Origin of the sequence: Streptomyces deccanensis (assembly GCF_022385335.1) — a bacterium.
GTDB lineage: Bacteria > Actinomycetota > Actinomycetes > Streptomycetales > Streptomycetaceae > Streptomyces > Streptomyces deccanensis.
In genome coordinates this window covers 8,093,596-8,111,220 of record NZ_CP092431.1, presented here as the reverse complement: position 1 = coordinate 8,111,220, position 17,625 = coordinate 8,093,596, and the positions used below count along the sequence as shown (strand labels likewise).

Here is a 17,625-nt window from a genome sequence, read left to right as displayed (position 1 = left end):
CCCCCACGGCCGCACACCGGTCGACGCGACTCTGACCTGCGTACTCACCGTCACCCGCCGACCACCGGGCGACAGTTCCGCGCAACCCCGGCGACCATCCGGCGTAACAATTTGCCGTGGCGCTCTTGCGTGAGCCGATCAGGCGACCTACGTTTCACAGCAACCGTTTACTACGTTCTGCAGGGGTCCGAGACCCGAGCTGACGGTCCGCCTCGCTCGCAGTCGCCCCACCGAGCCGCCCCTCGCTCCCTCTTCCGCGATCGTCTACGTCTCGAAGGATGACCGTTCGATGAACTCCAGCAGCCCCCGGAGAAGGTTCGCCCGCATCGCCGTCGCGAGTGTGGCGCTGACAGGTCTGCTCGCCGCGTGCGGCGGCTCGGACTCGGACGACGACGGTTCCTCCGGAGCCACGGGTCCGGTCACCCTCCCCTTCTGGGGCTGGGCCAACGGCCAGGAGACCCTCGTCAAGTCGTTCAACGCCGCCCACAAGGACGTCCAGCTCAAGTACACCAAGGTCACCGACCAGCTGACCATGCAGAAGCAGCTCAGCAACGCGGTGAAGGCGGGCAACGCCCCCTGTCTGGTGCAGAACACCGCCGAGTACGTGACGACCTGGGTGTCGCAGGGCGCGCTCGCCGACATCACCGAGTACGTCGGGTCGAGCGCGGACAAGTTCAACCCCGGCGCGTGGGCCGGTGTCCAGGTGCAGGGCAAGGTCTACGGCGTGCCCACCAGCTCCGCGCCCGCCTTCACGATCTACCGCACGGACGTCTTCAAGAAGTACGGCCTCAAGGCGCCCGCGACCTGGGACGACTTCATAGCCGCCGGCAAGGTCCTCAAGAAGCACGGCATCCACATCACCAACTACGCCGGTGAGGACCCGAGCACCCTGGAGGTGCTGGCCATGCAGGCCGGCGCCCACTGGTACGCCATCGAAGGCGACTCCTGGAAGGTGAACTTCCAGGACGAGGGCAGCCTGAAGGCGGCCGACGTGATCCAGCAGATCATCGACGGCGGCCTCAACTCCAAGCTCTCCTTCGCCGACTACGCGGCCGTGCAGCGCAACTACGACAAGGGCGGCACGGTCACCCGGCAGATCTCCACCTGGCAGATGGCCGGCATGGTGCAGAACTTCACCGACTCCTTCGGCAAGTGGGCGCTCTCGCCGTGGCCGACGTACCCCGGGGAGGCCGCGAAGACTCCGGCCGGCACCAACCAGAGCGGTGGCATGAACCTGGTCACCGAGCAGTGCGAGCACAAGAAGCAGGCGGCGGAGGCGGCGCTGTGGCTGTCCACGGACCCCGGCGCGGTGAAGTCGATGGCGAGCCCGGAGACCGGTAGCGGTGTGATGCCGGGTCTGGCCGACAGCGACGCGTTCGTGGCGGAGGCGATCTCCGAGAAGCTGCTCGGCGACAACTACGAGCCGGCCGAGAAGATCGTCACGGACAGCCTGGGCACCGTGACCACCGACTGGGTCTACGGCCCCAACTGGACCGCCATGTTCACCGAGCTGCAGAGCGAGTGGGGCAAGGTCGTCAGCAAGGAACAGAAGGTCACCGACCTGCTCGCCCACATGCAGGAGTGGACGGTCAAGGACCTGAAGTCACGCGGCATCAACGTCAAGGGCTGAGGCGTCTTTCGATGATTCGCTCCCAGCGCTGGAAGGGTGCCGCGTTCACGGTGCCCTTCCAGCTCGGATTCGTCTTCCTCTATCTGCTGCCCATCGCGTACGCGGTCTACGAGTCGCTGTTCCAGGAGAAGCGGTCCGGGCTGGGCCTCGGGGGCGCGACCCGCGAGTTCACCGGGTTCGACAACTACCAACTGGGGCTGTCGGACTCGGCGTTCATGGGCTCGATCCTGCGGGTGGTGCTGTTCGCCTGCGTGCAGATCCCGTTCATGCTGCTGGTCAGCCTGGTCCTGGCGCTGTTCCTGGACGCGCTCACCGCGAAGGCCGCGAACCGCTTCCGGATCGTGCTGCTGGTCCCGTACATGATCCCCGGCGTGGTCGCGGCGATCGTGTGGATCAATCTGTACAGCCCCGCCGTGGGGCCGCTGACCCCGATGGGCGACTTCCTCGGGTTCGACTGGAACTTCTTCGCGCCCTCCATGGTGTGGCCGTCCATCGGCAATCTGCTCACCTGGCACGGCATCGGCTACAACATGGTGATCATCTACTCGGCGCTCCAGGGCGTGCCCCGCGAGATGTTCGAGGCGGCCCGCCTCGACGGCGCCTCCGAGATCCGGATCGCGCTGAGCATCAAGATCCCGTTCGTCCGGGCCGCGTTGGTCCTGACCGGTCTGCTGTCGATCATCCAGATGCTCCAGCTCTTCAACGAGCCGGCGCTGTTCCGGAACATCACCCCCGAGACCGTCGACGGCAGCTTCACCCCCATCATGATCATCTACAACCAGGCGTTCAACGCGGGCAACTACCAGTACGCCGCCGCCCTGTCGGTGCTCCTCGCCCTGATCCTCGGCGCCGCCTCCCTCGTCTTCTACCGGCTGACCTCGAAGGAGGTCGACTGATGGCCACGACCACCACCGACTCCCCCAGCAGCACGCCGACGAAGTCGGCCGCGTCAGGGAAGTCCGGCGTGCCTCCCGTACGGCGGATCGCCGACCCCGACCCCGCCGCACGCGGGCGCGGCGGCCAGCGCTTCATCCTGCTCGGCCTGATCCTCGCCAGCGTCTACAGCCTGTTCCCCGTGTGGTGGCTGATCGTCGCCGCCACGAAGGACCAGGTGGGGCTGTACCAGAGCAACGGCCTGTGGTTCTCCGGCATGCACCTCTGGGACAACCTGCACCAGCTGTTCACCTACGAGGACGGCATCTTCCTGCGCTGGACCGCCAACTCGTTCCTGTACGCCGGTGTCGGCTCCCTCGGCGGCACGCTCATCGCCCTGGCGACCGGCTACGGCCTGGCCCGCTTCGACTTCCCCGGGCGGGGCGTGGTCTTCGGGGCCGTGGTGGGGTCCTTCCTCATCCCCATCGCCCTGCTCACGCTCCCGCTGTATCTGATGTTCTCGAAGATCGGCCTGGTCGACACTCCCTGGGCGATGCTGATCCCCTGCCTCATCAACCCCTTCAGCGTGTATCTGGCGAAGGTCTACACCGAGGCGACGATCCCCTTCGAACTGCTGGAGGCGGCCCGGATCGACGGCGCCGGTGAGCTGCGGATCTTCTTCAGCATCGTGCTGCGGATGATGACCACGGGCGGTGCGACCGTCTTCCTGCTGGCCTTCGTCAACACCTGGAACGCCTTCTTCCTGCCCCTCACCGTCCTGCGCGGCGAGGAGAACTGGACCCTCAACCTCGGCCTCTACAACTGGTCGGGCAAGCGTGCCGAGTCCGGCATCGACGTGACCAGCCTCGTCCTGACGGGCGCGCTCCTGTCCATCGTCCCGCTGGCGATCATGATGACGGCGATGCGCCGCTACTGGCGCACGGGCGTCACGCTGGGAGCGCTCAAGTGACCGCCGGGGCGAAGCGGGCCGAGACGGTGACCGCCGGGGCGAAGCGAGCCGAGACGGTTACGGCCGGGGCGAAGCGAGCCGAGACGGTTACGGCCGGGGCGAAGCGGGCCGAGACGGTGACCGTGGCCCGCAATCCGGTCATTCGTGGCTTCGCGCCCGACCCCTCGCTGATCAGGGTCGGCGAGTGGTACTACGTTGCGACGAGTTCGTTCGAGTGGTTCCCGACGATCCCCCTGCACCGGTCCAGGGATCTGGCGCACTGGGAGTACGCCGGTCATGTGCGGGGCGCGGTGCCCGGCGGCTCGCTGCGCGGGGTCCCCGACTCGGCGGGTATCTGGGCGCCCTCACTGAGCTGGGACGGCGACCGCTTCTGGGTGGTCTACACGATCGTGCGGTCGGTCGGCACGCGCTACTTCGACCTGGACACGTACGTCAGCACGGCCGCGGCGGTGGACGGCGAATGGACCGCTCCGCGGCGGATCGCGAGCCATGGCTTCGATCCCGCCCTGTTCCACCACGAGGGCCGGCTCTGGCTGCTCAACATGCAGAGCGACCACCGTCCCGGCGGCGAACGGTTCGCCGGGATCGTCCTGACGGAACTGGACCGCATCACCCTTCGTCCCGTCGGCGACACCCATCTGCTGCTCCAGCACGACCGGTTGATCGAGGGCCCGAAGCTCCTGATCCGCGACGGCTGGTTCTACCTGGTCCTCGCCGAGGGCGGCACCGGGGTCGAACACGGCGTGCGGGTGGCACGCGGCCGCGCCCTCACGGGACCGTACGAACTCGACGACGTGCCGCTGCTGACGACGCGGGACGACCCGAAGGTGCCGCTGCAGAAGGCCGGCCACGCCGAACTGGTCCAGACCCCGACCGGCGAGTGGTTCCTCAGCCACCTCACCGCCCGCCCCCTCCACACCGACCGGGGCATCCGCTGCACGCTGGGCCGCGAGACCGCCGTCCAGGCGGTGACGTGGGACGCGCAGGGCTGGCCCCGACTGCGGCAGGGGGGTTGGCATCCGGAGGTGGAGGTGGAGGTGCCCCCTGTGGGTGGGGCAGTTGCTCCGGCTGCGGGTGGGGCTGCCGCTCCGGCTGCGGCTGCGGCTGCTGATGGGGCTGTGGCCCCGGCTGCCTCTCCGGCTGCTGCGTTCCCGGCCCCGGCTCCGGCTGTGGCGGTCGCTCCGGCGTCGGCCGCCCCTGCCATTGCGTGGCCCTGGAGCACTCTGCGGGCCGAGGCGGATGGCTCATGGGTCGACACGGGCGCCCGCCCCGGCTGGATACGGCTGCGGGGTCGGCACGGTCCCGAGTCGCTGTGGGACCAGAGCCTGTTGGCACAGCGGATCACCGAGCACCGGGCGGAGGTGGAGGTCACCGTGGAAGCCCGGCCGCGCACCTTCGGCGAGGCGGCGGGGCTGACCCTGCGCTACAACACCGCGTCGTACCTCAGCCTCGATCTGACGTGGGCCGAGCCGGAGGGCGAACCGCAGCGCGGCCAGCAGTGGCGGGGCGAGGGCCGTACGGTGCTCAGTCTCCTGGAGCGCGACGAGGACGGCGCCCGGCAGGTGGCCGTCGTCGAGGTCGAGCCGGGCCGGCCGATCACCCTGGGGGCGAGCATCGACGGCGCGGAGGCCCGCTTCTGGTACCTCCGCGAGGGCGTGCGCACGCCCGTAGGCCCGCCCCTCGACTTCACCCACCTCTCCGACGACTACGGCTCCAAACTCCGCTTCACCGGCACCCTGGCCGGCATCCACGCCCAGGACCTGGTCGCGGCGGAGTTCACGGCGGACTTCAGCGGCTTCCGGTTGGTGTGCGCGGCTGAGTGACGGGCCGGGGGCGCGGGTACGGGGTTCCACGTGCCCTTCCCCGGGCGTGTCCACGAAGCGCAGGTGGACGCGACAGACCTCGCCTCCCCACCTCGGCCGTGATGCTCAGCCGCTTGTCATACAACTGCCGTAGGTGTGTACGTCACAGATGCCCGAGAGGCGGACAACGCCTGGATATCGCCAGTAGTGTCCTTGGGGCGTCTCCGCAGCCCACCGGCGGGACGAAGCGGGAGGCACCGGCACACATGGAACTGTTGCTCGTCCTGGTCCTCGCTGTCGGGGGCCTGCTTCTGCTGGGGCGCCTGCTGGGCTGGGGCCGGGACGGTCACCTCACCGACCAGCGGCGTGCGGAGCTGCTGGAGCGACTCCAGGCCTCCGTGCGGCGCGACTGGGCGGCGGAGGCCGACAAACGTGGTCTCACCCCCGACCCGCGGCGGCCCCGGCTGCTGCACACCCAGTGGGCGCCCGCCCCACCCCGGCTGTCGGACGGCCGGACTCGCGGACTCACCGGCAGCACGGCGGACATGGCCGGACTCGTCGAGTCCTTCACCGCGCTCGCGCCGCAGCGGCTGGTGGTCATCGGGCCGGCCGGTTCGGGCAAGTCGACGTTGCTCCTGCTGTTCCTGCTGGAGCTGTGCCGCGTGCGCGAGCAGAACCCGAGCGCGGCGGGAGCCGTCGATCCCGTCCCCGTCCTGTTCTCGCTGAGTTCCTACGATCCACGCCGGTACGAGCTGTTGGACTGGCTGGCCGGGCGGCTGGCCGCGGAGTATCCGGAGGTGGGTTCCGCGGGGTCCGCCCGCGATCTGCTGCGTACGGGTCATGTGCTGCCCTGCCTCGACGGGCTGGACGAGATTCCGCGACAGCGGCTCGTGCGCGTGCTGGGCCGGATCCGCCGGGCGTTCTCCGGCGACCTGCCGGTGATCCTCGCCTGCCGCACCGAAGCCTACGAGCGTGCGCTGAGCGGCGGCCCGGTGCTGTACGGAGCGTCGGTCACCGAAGCGCGCGAACTGGCCTTCCCCCATGTCATGGCGTACCTGCGGGACAGTCTGGGACGCGGTGGGCCGGGCCGCGAGCAATGGGCCGACCTCTTCGACCGGCTGGAGCACGGCTGGGGCGTGCTGGAGGACGAGGTGCGTGCGGCGCGAGCACGGGGCGCCCCGCTGAACGGGCCGAGCTGGTCCCTGCTCACGCCCGGGGCCGCGGCCGAGCAGGTCGCCGCCGTCCAGGTGGGCAGGCGCTGGGCCGTGCAGGTGGAGGCGGCGGCTCTCACCGGCTGGGCCCGGGAGGCGAGCCCTCAACTGCTGGCGGCACTCGGCGAGGCGTTGGCCTCGCCCCTGACGGCGACTCTCTTCACCGACTTGTACAGTCACGCGGACACGGACGAGGAGACACCGTTCGTCCGGCTGCTGCGGGCCGATCCGGCCGAGGTGCACACCACGATCCTGGACAACGCGGTGCGGGTCCTCTTCGACCACCGTCTGGCACCCGACGTATGGCCGGAGGCCCGGCGGCATCTGTCCTTCCTGGCCCACCATCTGGAGCGCCGCGACCGGACCGACCTGGCCTGGTGGGAGTTGAGCGGGGCGCTCCACCACGCCGTCTACGGCCTGCTTCTCGGGCTGCTGGCGGCGGTGGCTGGCGGAGTCGCCACCGCGTCCGCCGTGGACGCGGGCACCGGCGCGCTGGCGGCGCTCCAGCTGGGCGTGGCGGGTCTGGTCGGCGGGATGCTCCTGTCCTGGTGGGGCCCCGACCGGGTGGCCGCATGGCTGGACCGCTCTCTCCATGCGCTCGCCGCGTCGGCGAAATCCGCTCCGGACGAGCCGGGAAGCGGCCCGGCGGAACCGCGCTTCGGGCGAACCTCCACGGCTCTCGCCGTCGGGGTACCGATGGGCGGAGCCATCGGATTTCTCGCCGCCCTCACGGAAGGGCCCGCTGTCGGGTTCCTCGTCGCCATCATCTTCGGTCTGATCGTCGGCGTTCCCGCCGGGCTGCTCGGTGCGGGCGGGCCGGTGCGCGGGCCGCGCTGGTTCCGCCGGGGTACCGGGTTCCTCCGCCGGATCGGAGGCGGAACGGCGATCGGTCTCGGGGCCGGGGCCGTCCTCGGGCTGATGTACTGGGCGTCGATCAGGGCCACCAGTTCGCCGGCCTCGTCGAAGTGGGAGCAGCTCAACCGGCCCACCTATGTGCTGGCCGCGATGCTCGCCTTCGCGCTGCCGGGGCTGGTCCTGGGGGCCCTGTCGGGCTTCCTGAAGTGGCTCCAGGCACCGGCTCCCGCAGACGACGCCACGTCACCGAGAATCCTGTTGCGAGGGGACCGGAGGCTGGTGGCTGGGTGGGGGCTGGTGATCGCGGGACTGTTCGGGCTGGGCACGGCCTGGGTCATGGCGACCTTCCCGGACGCGCCCGGACAGGTCGTCGAGGGCACCGTGCTCTTCGTGGTCCTGACGCTGTGGGTGCCCATCGCCGTCCGTACCTGGCCCCGCTACCTCGTCGCACGGGCATGGCTGTGGCTGCGCGGCGACCTGCCCCGCGATCTCATGGGGTTCCTGGAACACGCCCACCGGGTGTCGGCACTGCGGCAGGTGGGCGGTGTCTACCAGTTCCGCCACAAGGACGTGCAGGAACACCTCAGCCGGGTCTACGCCGACGCGAGGACCCGGCCGTAGCCGACGAGGCGTCAGACGGTGTCGAGGAAGACCACCAGGGCCTTCCCCGCCGTCTCCAGGGCGAGATCCAGGATCTCGACGGCGTCCCGCGGGCCGTCCCCGTCCGGACCGTTTCCATCCAGGCCCTCCCCGTCGGGGCCGTCCCCGTGCGGACGGACTCCGTCGAGGTCGGCGAACGGCCGCTCTTGGGCAAGTCGACCGGGATCAGGCTCGGCGCACAGCCGTTCGATCTCGACCGGGTCGATCCCGGCTCGTGACGCCAGCAGCCGGAACGGAGCGGCGAGCGCGGCCCGTACGACGTCCGTGCCGACCGAGCCGGAATCGGACGGGAGCGCGGCGCGGACACAGAGCAGCGCGTGTCCGCCGCCGGGCACGGTGCCCGAGCGCAGCGCGGCCTGGGCCGCCCGGGCGCCCCGCTGCGCGGCGGCCGCACGCGGTGCCAGTTCCTCCGCCGTCTCCGCGCCGACGGCCAGGGTCACGGCGCGCGAGGTCAGCCAGGCGAGCTGTTCGTCCAGTGCCTCCCGTTCGTCGTCGGAGTCGGCCAGGGCGCGGCGTGCGGGAGCAGCGGCGATCCATCGGTCCAGTACCGCCGGATCCCGGTGGCCGCCCACGAGTACCGTCTCTCGCGCGGTGACCAGCGCCAGGTCGACGCGGCCCAGGACGTCGAACCAGGCGGTTCCCGGGAGCACTTGGGAGTCCTCGGTGAGGGCGGTGGCTCCAGTCAGCAGAGCCAGCGCGCGCAGCCGGTGGTGGCGGTTCGCGACGGAGGCGACGCGGACGACCGTCGGCACGGGACCGTCCGCCGGGTCGCCCAGCGCACGCAGCAGACCGGCTCGGGGATCAGAGGTGTCGGCGGTGGTCAGGATCAGCAGCGGACTGCCTTCGGCGGCGATCCGGCCGCGCAGCCTGGCGAATGCCTCCCCGTCGCCCGTCACACAGTCGAGCAGCAGGACGTACGGCCGTACGAGCCGGATCCGGCGCGTCCAGGGATCGGCTCCCGCGACGGTGGTGTACGGGAACGCGTGTCCGGCCGGCAGCCGCAGGCCCTGGCGGACGACGGGCGTCTCGACCGTGCGGGTCACACCAGGCTCGCAGACGAGGATGCCGTGCGGACCCGCCAGCGACGCGGCGGCCGAGACGGCGTCGGCCAGGTGCCGGTCCGCGGTCGCCGCGCGGGTGACGGCGCCCGGCCGGGTGCAGGGTTCGACGAGGCCGGACAACGCGTCACGGGCCCGTGCCAGCGCCTCGACGGCACCGCGCGCGACCTCTCGTGGGTCGGCGCCCGCCGTACAGCGGTCGGCGGCCTCCCGGATCAGGGCCGCTGCCAGCACGGCCGCGGTGGCCGCCCCGTCCCCGGCCGTCGTGTCCATCGCTCGGGCGGCCTCCACGACCGGGTCGACGCCGAGGGCACGTCGCGGGTCGGCCGTCCGGAAGTGCTCGGCCGTCTCCCGGGCGTCGGCCGCGCGCACGGGCTCTCCGTCGAGGCCGACCGCTGCCGAGCGCGCGGGCCAGGGGCCGAGCAGGGCACCCATGGCCCCGCCGACAGTTGTGGCACCGGCCGCGGCCGGATACTGCGGCCGCGCGTGGTGCGGCAGCGCGTCGAGGGCGCGGCGCAGCAGCGCGGCATGCGGTCCGGCCAGGACGCGCTCGGCGATGAGCCGGGTCGGGACGGCCTGGTTCTCGTTGCCCCGGTAGCCGTGGTGCAGGGCCACGAGGCGGCCGTCGCCGGTGACTACGGGGCTGCCCGAGGAGCCTTCGAGGGTGTTGGCGCCCTGGTACCGAAGGCGTCGGCCGTCTGGGCTGAGACGTTCTCGCCTGCTGCGCCCGTGATCGGGGTCCGGCCGCAGGGAGTGGTGGAACACGTTCAGGGTGCCGCTGCCGAAGGTGTACTCGTCGGGGGACAGCCCGTAGTAGCCCCTCGGCCGCCGGACGCCGGCCGGGTCCAGCACGTCGGGCGGGTGCCGCTCCAGCCGGACGAGGGCGAAGTCGAGGCCGTCCTCCTCGGTGGGCACGCCGTCCGGCGCCGGGTCGTCCGTGGCGGGTGGGCTGGAGTCGAGCAGCGCGGCCAGCGGGATCCGCACACCGTGCCGCGCGAGGGGGTGCCCCGTGTCGGCGCCGTGGTCGAAGACGGCCACCATTCCGCTCACCGGTTCGGCGCCGCACGCCCCGAGGCCGAGCCGTACGGCATGTCCCGCGGTGAGCAGCAGGCCGGGTCCGACCAGGAATCCGGTGGCCACCGGGACCCCGCGGCGCTCCAGCCGGGCGACCTGTTGCTCGGCCTCGGTGAGCATCGCCCTGGACTGCTGGACCGACTGCATTCCGGCGGTGGGCTCGGTGATGGCCTGGAGCCCGGCGTCCGGAGCGGGCCGCGCCCCGTTCACGAAGCGCGCTCGCGCACGAGCCGGGCCACGTCCCGGGCGCGCACCGCGTAGTTGCGCTTCTTCGGCAGACCCGCGAAGTGCAGGCCGAGGGCCCGGCCCGTGTCCAGGTCGACGACGACGGATCCGGAGTTGCCGCCGAGTGTCGTCGCGTCGTGGTGGATCCACCGCTCGCCCTGGAAGGAGATGAGCTGCCCGGGTGCCATCCGCTTGCACTCGAAGATGCCGTCGAAGATGCGCAGCCGGTCCTCGGGGTCGTCGTGCCGGCCGGTGTCGGGGTAGCCGACGACTCCCACCCAACGCCCCAGGGTCAGGCCGTCGTCACCGCTCGTCAGGGGGATCGGTGCGGGCAGGGACTCGCCCTCCTCGCCCGTGGGGGCGACGCGCAGCAGGGCCGCGTCGCACGGTGACGAGTCCGGTTCGATCCAGACCACTTCGGTCACCTTGAACCGGGACTCCTGCTGCCGGCCGTGCTCGTGGTACCAGTCGACGTAGGCGTGCACCCGCGCCATGGGGCTCGCCCGGAACCCGAAGCCGCCCTGGGTCGGCTCCGCGAACTCCCGCGCCACGTGGCGATTGGTGACGAGGAGTCCTTCCGCCACCATCCACGCGGTGCCCACCCAGTCCAGGCGGTGGTTGCGCAGATCGACCCTCCCGACGCTGGGCAGGACGCCGTTCAGCCGGTCCCGGGCGGCGTTCACCCGGGCGGCGACCACCTGGCTCTCCGCGCGGCCGTCAGGTGCGTCCGCGGTCGCCGCCACGGTGTCGCGCTGGACCAGATAGACGGGACGGCCGAACCGTCTGACGATCGCCTCCAACCCGCTGTCGTCGCGCTGCCACGTGCCCTCGATCATCCGCTGGACGCCGACGGCGGCCCGGTCCACGCTCAGGAGGCCCTCCAGTCCTCCCACGCTCTCCAGGCCCCCCCGAGGCCGCGTACGTGTCCCTGATCTCCTCGAAGCGGTCGAGGAATTCGTCTCTCACCTCGGTGTCGGCGAAGATCTGCGTGTACAGCATGTGGAACTCCCCCTGGTGCCGGACCTGTCGGACAGACACGCTACTGGCCGACGGAGCACGCTATGTCCCGTTCGCTCCCGACGGTCCAGCGTGCGGCATGAACGCCCCGACGGGCCCCGGCTTGTTCGAGGTTTCGAAAGTTTTGGCTGATGTGGTCCTCTGAATCCCCGCTTCTTCCCGCCGTGTTGAGTTGGGCTTAACGTAGGAAGCGCTTGCTACGCGGCTCGGGATCCGGTCGTGTGCGGAGCGCTGTTCGAAAATTTCACCGGCCTTCGGGCGGGCCCTGAGAGGTGGAGTCGCGATGGTGCGTGGCGGGAGCGCGACGGCCGGGCCGACGCTGGCGGTGGTGGCGCGCGAGGCCGGGGTGTCCGTGCCCACGGCCTCGAAGGTGGTCAACGGCCGGGAGGACGTGGCCCCCGAGACCAGGCGCCGGGTCACCGAGGCGTTGGACCGGCTCGGTTACGTCCGCAGACCCCGGTTCGAGGCGTCGAAGCCGCCGCGCATGGTCGACCTCGTGGTGCACTCCCTGGAGAGCTCCTGGTCCGGCGCCGTACTGCACGGCGTCGAACAGGCCGCCCACGATGCCGGTCTGGAGGTCGTCGTCTCAGCCGGCCTGACCCGGACCCGGGGCGCCCGCCCCGAACGCGGCTGGTTCGACAAGCTGACCGCCCGCGGCTCGGCGGGCGTCCTCTTCAACCTCGCCGAACTCTCCCCCGCCCAGTACTCCTGGCTCACCCAGCACCGCATCCCCTTCGTGCTGATCGACCCGGTGCTGGAGCCGCCGCCCGGCGTGGTCTCCGTGGGCGCGGCCAACTGGCAGGGCGGCACGACCGCCACCGACCACCTGCTGTCCCTCGGGCACGAGCGGATCGCCGTGATCGCCGGGTACCGGCGCAAGATGTGCAGCAGCGCCCGGGTGGCGGGCTACCGCTCGGCGCTGACGGCCGCGGGCGTCCCGTACCGGCCGGAGTACGTCCGTTACGGCAACTTCATGGAGGCCACCGCCCGGCACCGCATGCTCCAGCTGCTCGACCTCCCCGAGCCGCCGACCGCCGTGTTCGTCTGCTCGGACAAGATGGCCCTCGGTGTCTACGAGGCGCTGGCCGAGCGGGGGCTGCGGGTGCCGGACGACATCAGCGTCGTCGGTTTCGACGACCTGCCCGAGGCCCGCTGGGCGACTCCCGGCCTGACCACCGTCCGCCAGCCGCTCTCGGAGATGGCCCAGACCGCGCTACGGCTGCTGGTGCGGATGATGGAGGGCGACCAACCGGAGGGCACGCGCACGGAGTTGTCGACGCGGCTGGTGGAGCGGGCCAGCACGGGGGCGCCGCGCTCGGCCTGAGCCGGTGGGGGCCGGGTGCGCCGGGGTTCGGTGAAGTGGTTGCGGCGGACCTTCGTTGGGGTGAACGGTGGGCGTCGTGGGACCGTACGCATAGGGATGTCCCTTCGGGTGTCCCGGTGGTCCCGCGGCCCCCGGCCCACTCCGCACCACCAGCACTGAGCTCCACATGCTCCACAGGGAAGGACCTTCGGGTTGTCGCACATACGCTCTCCGCAGCTTCCGGGACCCACTCCGGCACCGGACGACGACGAGGCCCCGGAGGACGCCGCCCCTCCGAAACGGGACGCGGCCGTGGAGACCGAGCAGGTCGTGGAGACCGAGCAGGTCGTGGAGGCCGAGCAGGAGGAATCGGGCGGGGGAACGAGCGAGGCCCGAACGCCCGAGACCGGGGCCGAGACCGAGCCGGAGCCGGAGCCGGAGCCGGAGAAGTCTGAGGAGCACAGCCCGGGGGCCGAAGCAGCCGCTCCCGAACCTCGGTCGGGCCGGGAGCCCGATGCCGAGGCCCCTTCCGAGCCCGCCCCCGCCCCCGAGCCGGAGCCGCATTCCGAAGCCGAGGCCGAGCGGGAGCCGCAGGCCGAGCCCGCCCCCAAGCCGGAGTCCGGGCCCGACCCCGAACCGCAGCTCACCGCATCCCCCTCCCCCTCCCCCACCCCCGGCTGGCGCTCGCGGCACCCCCGGCTCGCGCGTGGGGTCGCCTGGGCCGGGACCGGGCTGGCGCTCGTGCTCGTGCTGTTCGCGCTCGTCGTGCCGAACGACATCACGGAGCTGGACCCCGGTCGGTTCCTGCGGATCCCGGCCGAGGGCATCCTCGTGGCGGGACTGCTGCTCGTACTGCGCGCGAAAGCCCGACGCGTGGCGGTCGTGGTGGTCGGCGTGCTGCTCGGCCTGCTGACGATCGTCAAGGCGCTGGACATGGGGTCGTACTGGACCCTGGACCGCCCCTTCGACCTGGTACTGGACTGGATCCTGCTGGACGACGCGCAGTCGTTCATGAAGGACTCGCTCGGTGGGGCGGCCGCCCAGGCCGCGACCGTCGGCGTGATCGCGCTCGCGCTCGCGCTGCCCGTGCTGATGACGCTCGCGGTCGTACGGCTGAGCAGGCTGATGGTGCGCAACCGGCACACCGCGAGCCGTACGCTCCTCGTCCTGGGGACCGCGTGGATCACCTGCTCGACGCTGACGCTGGAGATATCCGACGTACCCGTCGCCTCGCACAGCGCGGCCACCCTCGTGGAGAACCGGATCGAGGCGGTCAGCGAGGGCCTGAAGGACGGCGAGGCGTTCCGCAAGCAGGCCGCGGTGGACGCCTTCGCCGACGTACCGCCGGACCAGCTCCTGACGGGGCTGCGCGGCAAGGACGTACTGATCACGTTCATCGAGAGCTACGGCCGTTCCGCGATCGACGACCCGCGGATGGGCGAACCGCTCGGTGAGACCCTCACGCAGAAGACCCAGGAGCTGAAGGACGCCGGCTTCGCCTCGCGGAGCGGCTGGCTGCGCTCCCCCATCACGGGCGCCGGCAGCTGGCTCGGGCACTCCACGTTCCTGTCCGGCCTGTGGATCAAGAACCAGTCGCGGTACAACAACCTCGTCGCGAGTGACCGGCTCACCCTCACCGAGGCGTTCCGCCGCACCGGTGCCTGGCGCACCGTCGGTATCGTGCCGGGCACCCAGAAGACCTGGCCCGAGGGCAAGTACTTCGGGCTTGACCACATCTACGACTCTGACCAGCTGGGTTACCAGGGGCCGAAGTTCAGCTGGTCCACCATGCCCGACCAGTACACGCTGAAGGCCTTCCGGGAGCTGGAGCACGGCAGGAAGGACCGGGAGCCGATGATGGCGGAGATCATCCTGACCTCCAGCCACAACCCGTGGGCGCCCATCCCGAGGACGATCCCCGAGGAGGAGATCGGTGACGGGTCGGTCTACCACTCCCTCCAGAAGGCCGAGGGCAAGGACCCGACGGAGGTCTGGAAGGATCCGCTGGCCGTCCGGGACGAGTACCGCAAGTCCATCCAGTACTCGGTGACCAGCCTCGTCGACTTCGTCGCGAAGTACGGCTCGAAGGACACGGTGCTGGTCTTCCTCGGCGACCACCAGCCGAACAAGACGGTCACTGGCGACAACCCCAGCCACGACGTTCCGGTGTCGATCGTCGCGCAGGACCCCGAGGTGCTGGAGAAGATCGCCGACTGGGGCTGGACGGACGGGCTCAAGCCCGCCGACTCGACGCCGACATGGCGGATGGACAAGTTCCGCGACCGCTTCATGACGGCGTTCGGGCCGCAGCAGCCCGGCGGCACGTCCTGATCGCCGGCGTACGTCGCTGAGCCACCACGCCGGGCCGAGCCCTCGGGCCGTTCTGCTCGTCGGCCTGTCGGGCCAGGCAGTGGGGGGCTGCACAGCGGTTGCGCAGGCGCCTGGCGGCCGTCCAAGGTGGCGTTGGCGAGGCGGAGTGTACGGAGTACGGGGTGCGGTTGGTGTCAGAGGTCGACCGCCGATCGGATGCCTAGTACTGCTCGCAGCGGTGTCGTACGAGGGCCCGGCGCAAGAGGCGGTCGGCGTTCGCGTAGGCGTCACCGTTATGACTTCGCGAACGCCGCACTGAAGATGTTCTGATTCTTCGTCAACTACCTTTCGGTAAGGCTCGTCAGCCGGAATCCGAGGGTTCAGACTGGCGCCACTTCGCATGCCGGTGTCACCGCCGGCGTCAGCTGCCCCCGGCATGCAGGGGTGGTGATCGCCATGCCCAGCACGATCGGGTCGGTCAGCCGCCCCAAGGACGCCTCCGGCTTCGTCGTGTTGCCCCGCCGCTGGGTCGTCGAGCGCAGCCTCGCGTGGATGATGCACGCCCGCCGCCACGCGAGGGACTACGAACGGCTCGTCCAGCACTCGGAGACTCTGATCACCTGGGCCGCCATCACCCTCATGACCCGACGCCTCTCCCGGAAGGAAGCCACCCCCAGCTGGCCAAGGAAGCCGACACTGGCCGGCTGATGCTGCCAGGCGCCTGATCAGCCAGGCAGCCGCCTCAAGGCCACCCCTACGAGCAATGCTCAAGACTTGTGGATCGGTTTTGGGAAGGCACGCGGAGGGCGTACCTTCCCGATGATCCTTTGACGGTCTCCGAGTAGGCCCGCGTTGCAGCGCGGGTCGGGAAGGTACGTCCGTGCTCAGCGTAGTCACCGACGACGGCTCCACCCAGTCCGGCTCCCTGATCGACGAGATCGTGCGAGAAGGTGCCCGGCGGATGCTGGCCGCCGCACTGGAGGCGGAAGTCAACCAGTACATAGCCGAGTTGACCGCCGAGACCGACGAGCGAGGCCGTCGCTTGGTCGTCCGCAATGGTCACCACCGGCCCCGCACCGTGGTCACCGCGGCCGGCCCGGTCGAGGTCACAGCACCCCGGGTGGACGACCGCCGCGTCGATGACGCCACGGGCGAGCGCAAGTGGTTCTCCTCGAAGATCCTCGCCCCGTGGTGCCGCAAGTCGCCGAAAATCTCCGAGGTGCTGCCGCTGCTCTACCTGCACGGCCTGTCGTCCGGAGACTTCGTCCCCGCGCTGGAGCAGTTCCTCGGTGGCACGGCCGGCCTGTCGCCCGCCACCGTCACCCGGCTGACCAAGCAGTGGAGCGACGACCACGCCGCTTTCCAGGACCGGGACCTGTCCGACCGCGACTTCGTCTACGTCTGGGCCGACGGCGTCCACCCGAAGGTCCGCCTCGGACAGGCGCACTCGTGCGTGCTGGTCATGCTCGGCGTGCGACCGGACGGCTCGAAAGAGCTGATCGCGCTGGCCGAGGGGCTGCGGGAGTCCACCGAGTCCTGGGCCGATCTGCTGTGGGACTGCCGCCGACGCGGCATGCGCGACCCCGAGCTGGTCATCGGGGACGGCGCGATGGGCCTTTGGCGGGCGCTCACCGAGGTGTTCCCGGCCGCACGGCCGCAGAGGTGCTGGGTTCACAAAGCCAGGAGTGTCACCAACTGCCTGCCGAAGTCCGCGCAGCCCGGCGCGCTGAAGGCGATGCAGGAGATCTACAACGCGGAGGACCGCGCCCACGCCGGGAAGGCGATCGAGGCGTTCGCGAAGACCTACGGCGCCAAGTTCCCGAGGGCCGTCGCGAAGATCACCGACGACCGGGAGGAACTGCTCGCGTTCTACGACTTCCCTGCCGAGCACTGGGTTCACCTGCGCACCACGAATCCGATTGAGTCGACGTTCTCCACGGTCAAGCTGCGGACGAAGGTCACCCGGGGGGCGGGCAGCCCGGCGGCGGCGCTCGCGATGGTGTTCAAGCTGGTTGAGTCCGCCCAGGCGCGATGGCGCGCGATCACCGGCGCCCACCTCGTCCCTCTCGTCCGAGCGGGTGCACGGTTCGAGAACGGTGTCCTGGTCGAGCGTGAGGAGCAGGCCGCATGAACCTCCACGACATCGTGCAGAATCCGGACGAGCACGTCCGCTTCGCGGCCTATCTCGACCAGCTTCAGCAGGTCGCCGACGCGGACGAGGTCGACCTGGTCAGCCGTGTGCTCACCGATCCGGACCTGACGATGGCCCGTTCCGCCGTGGTGCGGCACCTTGACCGTCGAGCCGCCGAGCTCCACTTCGATCCTGCCTACAACGAGTGGGCACAGGCGATGAACCAGGCCACGATCGGCCACCCCTTCCTGGCCCAGCGCTTGCGGGAGTGGGCACTCTTCCGCGCCATCAAACTCAAGCTGCCCTGGCACCCGGACGACCTACTCGAGTCATCAAACTGGCTCCAGCTCAAGACCGCGGCCGAGGCGAACACCGAGGCCATCGAGATCCTCGCCGAAGCCGGCCGCACCAAGCGGATCCGCAACACAGCCAGGACCAGTCTCACTCAGCGCAGCAAGAACTGAAGATCAGCGCACCCACAACTCTTGACTATTACTCCACCCCTA

General features: G+C 70.7%; 11 protein-coding genes and 1 pseudogene. 10 read left to right on the top strand and 2 right to left on the bottom strand.

The features are described 5' to 3' along the window. Window positions 1-289 precede the first annotated feature (289 nt). From L3078_RS35895 to L3078_RS35875, 5 genes are all read left to right on the top strand, one after another. Entirely contained in the window at window positions 290-1,630 is a 1,341-nt protein-coding gene (locus L3078_RS35895; RefSeq protein WP_239758087.1) for an ABC transporter substrate-binding protein, read from the top strand. A gap of 11 nt (window positions 1,631-1,641) precedes the next feature. Then, a complete protein-coding gene (locus L3078_RS35890) occupies window positions 1,642-2,526 on the top strand; it encodes a carbohydrate ABC transporter permease (protein WP_239758086.1) in 885 nt (294 codons plus the stop codon). Continuing rightward, on the top strand, window positions 2,526-3,473 hold the full coding sequence (locus L3078_RS35885) for a carbohydrate ABC transporter permease (protein WP_239758085.1): 948 nt from the start codon (window positions 2,526-2,528) through the stop codon (window positions 3,471-3,473). Before L3078_RS35890 ends, L3078_RS35885 begins: the two co-directional genes overlap by 1 nt. A gap of 116 nt (window positions 3,474-3,589) precedes the next feature. Continuing rightward, a complete protein-coding gene (locus tag L3078_RS35880) occupies window positions 3,590-5,296 on the top strand; it encodes a glycoside hydrolase family 43 protein (RefSeq protein ID WP_239760594.1) in 1,707 nt (568 codons plus the stop codon). Window positions 5,297-5,541: 245 nt separating this feature from the next. Next, window positions 5,542-7,962: an NACHT domain-containing protein gene (locus L3078_RS35875; protein WP_239758084.1), complete on the top strand. Its 2,421-nt coding sequence runs from the start codon at window positions 5,542-5,544 to the stop codon at window positions 7,960-7,962. A gap of 11 nt (window positions 7,963-7,973) precedes the next feature. On the opposite strand, the gene L3078_RS35870 is transcribed toward L3078_RS35875, so the two are convergent. Beyond that, the gene (locus L3078_RS35870) at window positions 7,974-10,343 is read right to left on the bottom strand and encodes a TCP-1/cpn60 chaperonin family protein (protein ID WP_239758083.1); all 2,370 of its coding nucleotides are present in this window, start codon (window positions 10,341-10,343) and stop codon (window positions 7,974-7,976) included. Beyond that, a complete protein-coding gene (locus tag L3078_RS35865) occupies window positions 10,340-11,251 on the bottom strand; it encodes a trypsin-like serine peptidase (RefSeq protein WP_239758082.1) in 912 nt (303 codons plus the stop codon). Before L3078_RS35865 ends, L3078_RS35870 begins: the two co-directional genes overlap by 4 nt. Window positions 11,252-11,658: 407 nt before the next feature. Between L3078_RS35865 and L3078_RS35860 the strand changes: the two genes are divergently transcribed. From L3078_RS35860 to L3078_RS35840, 5 genes and pseudogenes are all read left to right on the top strand, one after another. Then, window positions 11,659-12,699 (top strand): LacI family DNA-binding transcriptional regulator, encoded by a 1,041-nt coding sequence (locus L3078_RS35860; protein WP_239758081.1) that lies wholly within the window; start codon window positions 11,659-11,661, stop codon window positions 12,697-12,699. A gap of 192 nt (window positions 12,700-12,891) precedes the next feature. After that, a complete protein-coding gene (locus L3078_RS35855; protein ID WP_239758080.1) occupies window positions 12,892-15,009 on the top strand; it encodes a sulfatase in 2,118 nt (705 codons plus the stop codon). A 444-nt stretch (window positions 15,010-15,453) separates the two neighbouring features. Next, window positions 15,454-15,811, top strand: a pseudogene (locus tag L3078_RS35850) (hypothetical protein); the annotation flags it as partial. 57 nt (window positions 15,812-15,868) lie between these two features. Next, window positions 15,869-17,119, top strand: a complete 1,251-nt coding sequence (locus tag L3078_RS35845) for an IS256 family transposase (protein WP_239758079.1) — start codon at window positions 15,869-15,871, stop codon at window positions 17,117-17,119. Continuing rightward, window positions 17,116-17,583 carry a hypothetical protein gene (locus tag L3078_RS35840; protein ID WP_239758078.1) on the top strand — a complete coding sequence of 156 codons (468 nt, stop codon included), beginning with the start codon at window positions 17,116-17,118 and terminating at the stop codon, window positions 17,581-17,583. The genes L3078_RS35845 and L3078_RS35840 overlap by 4 nt, the downstream gene beginning before the upstream one ends. Window positions 17,584-17,625 lie beyond the last annotated feature (42 nt).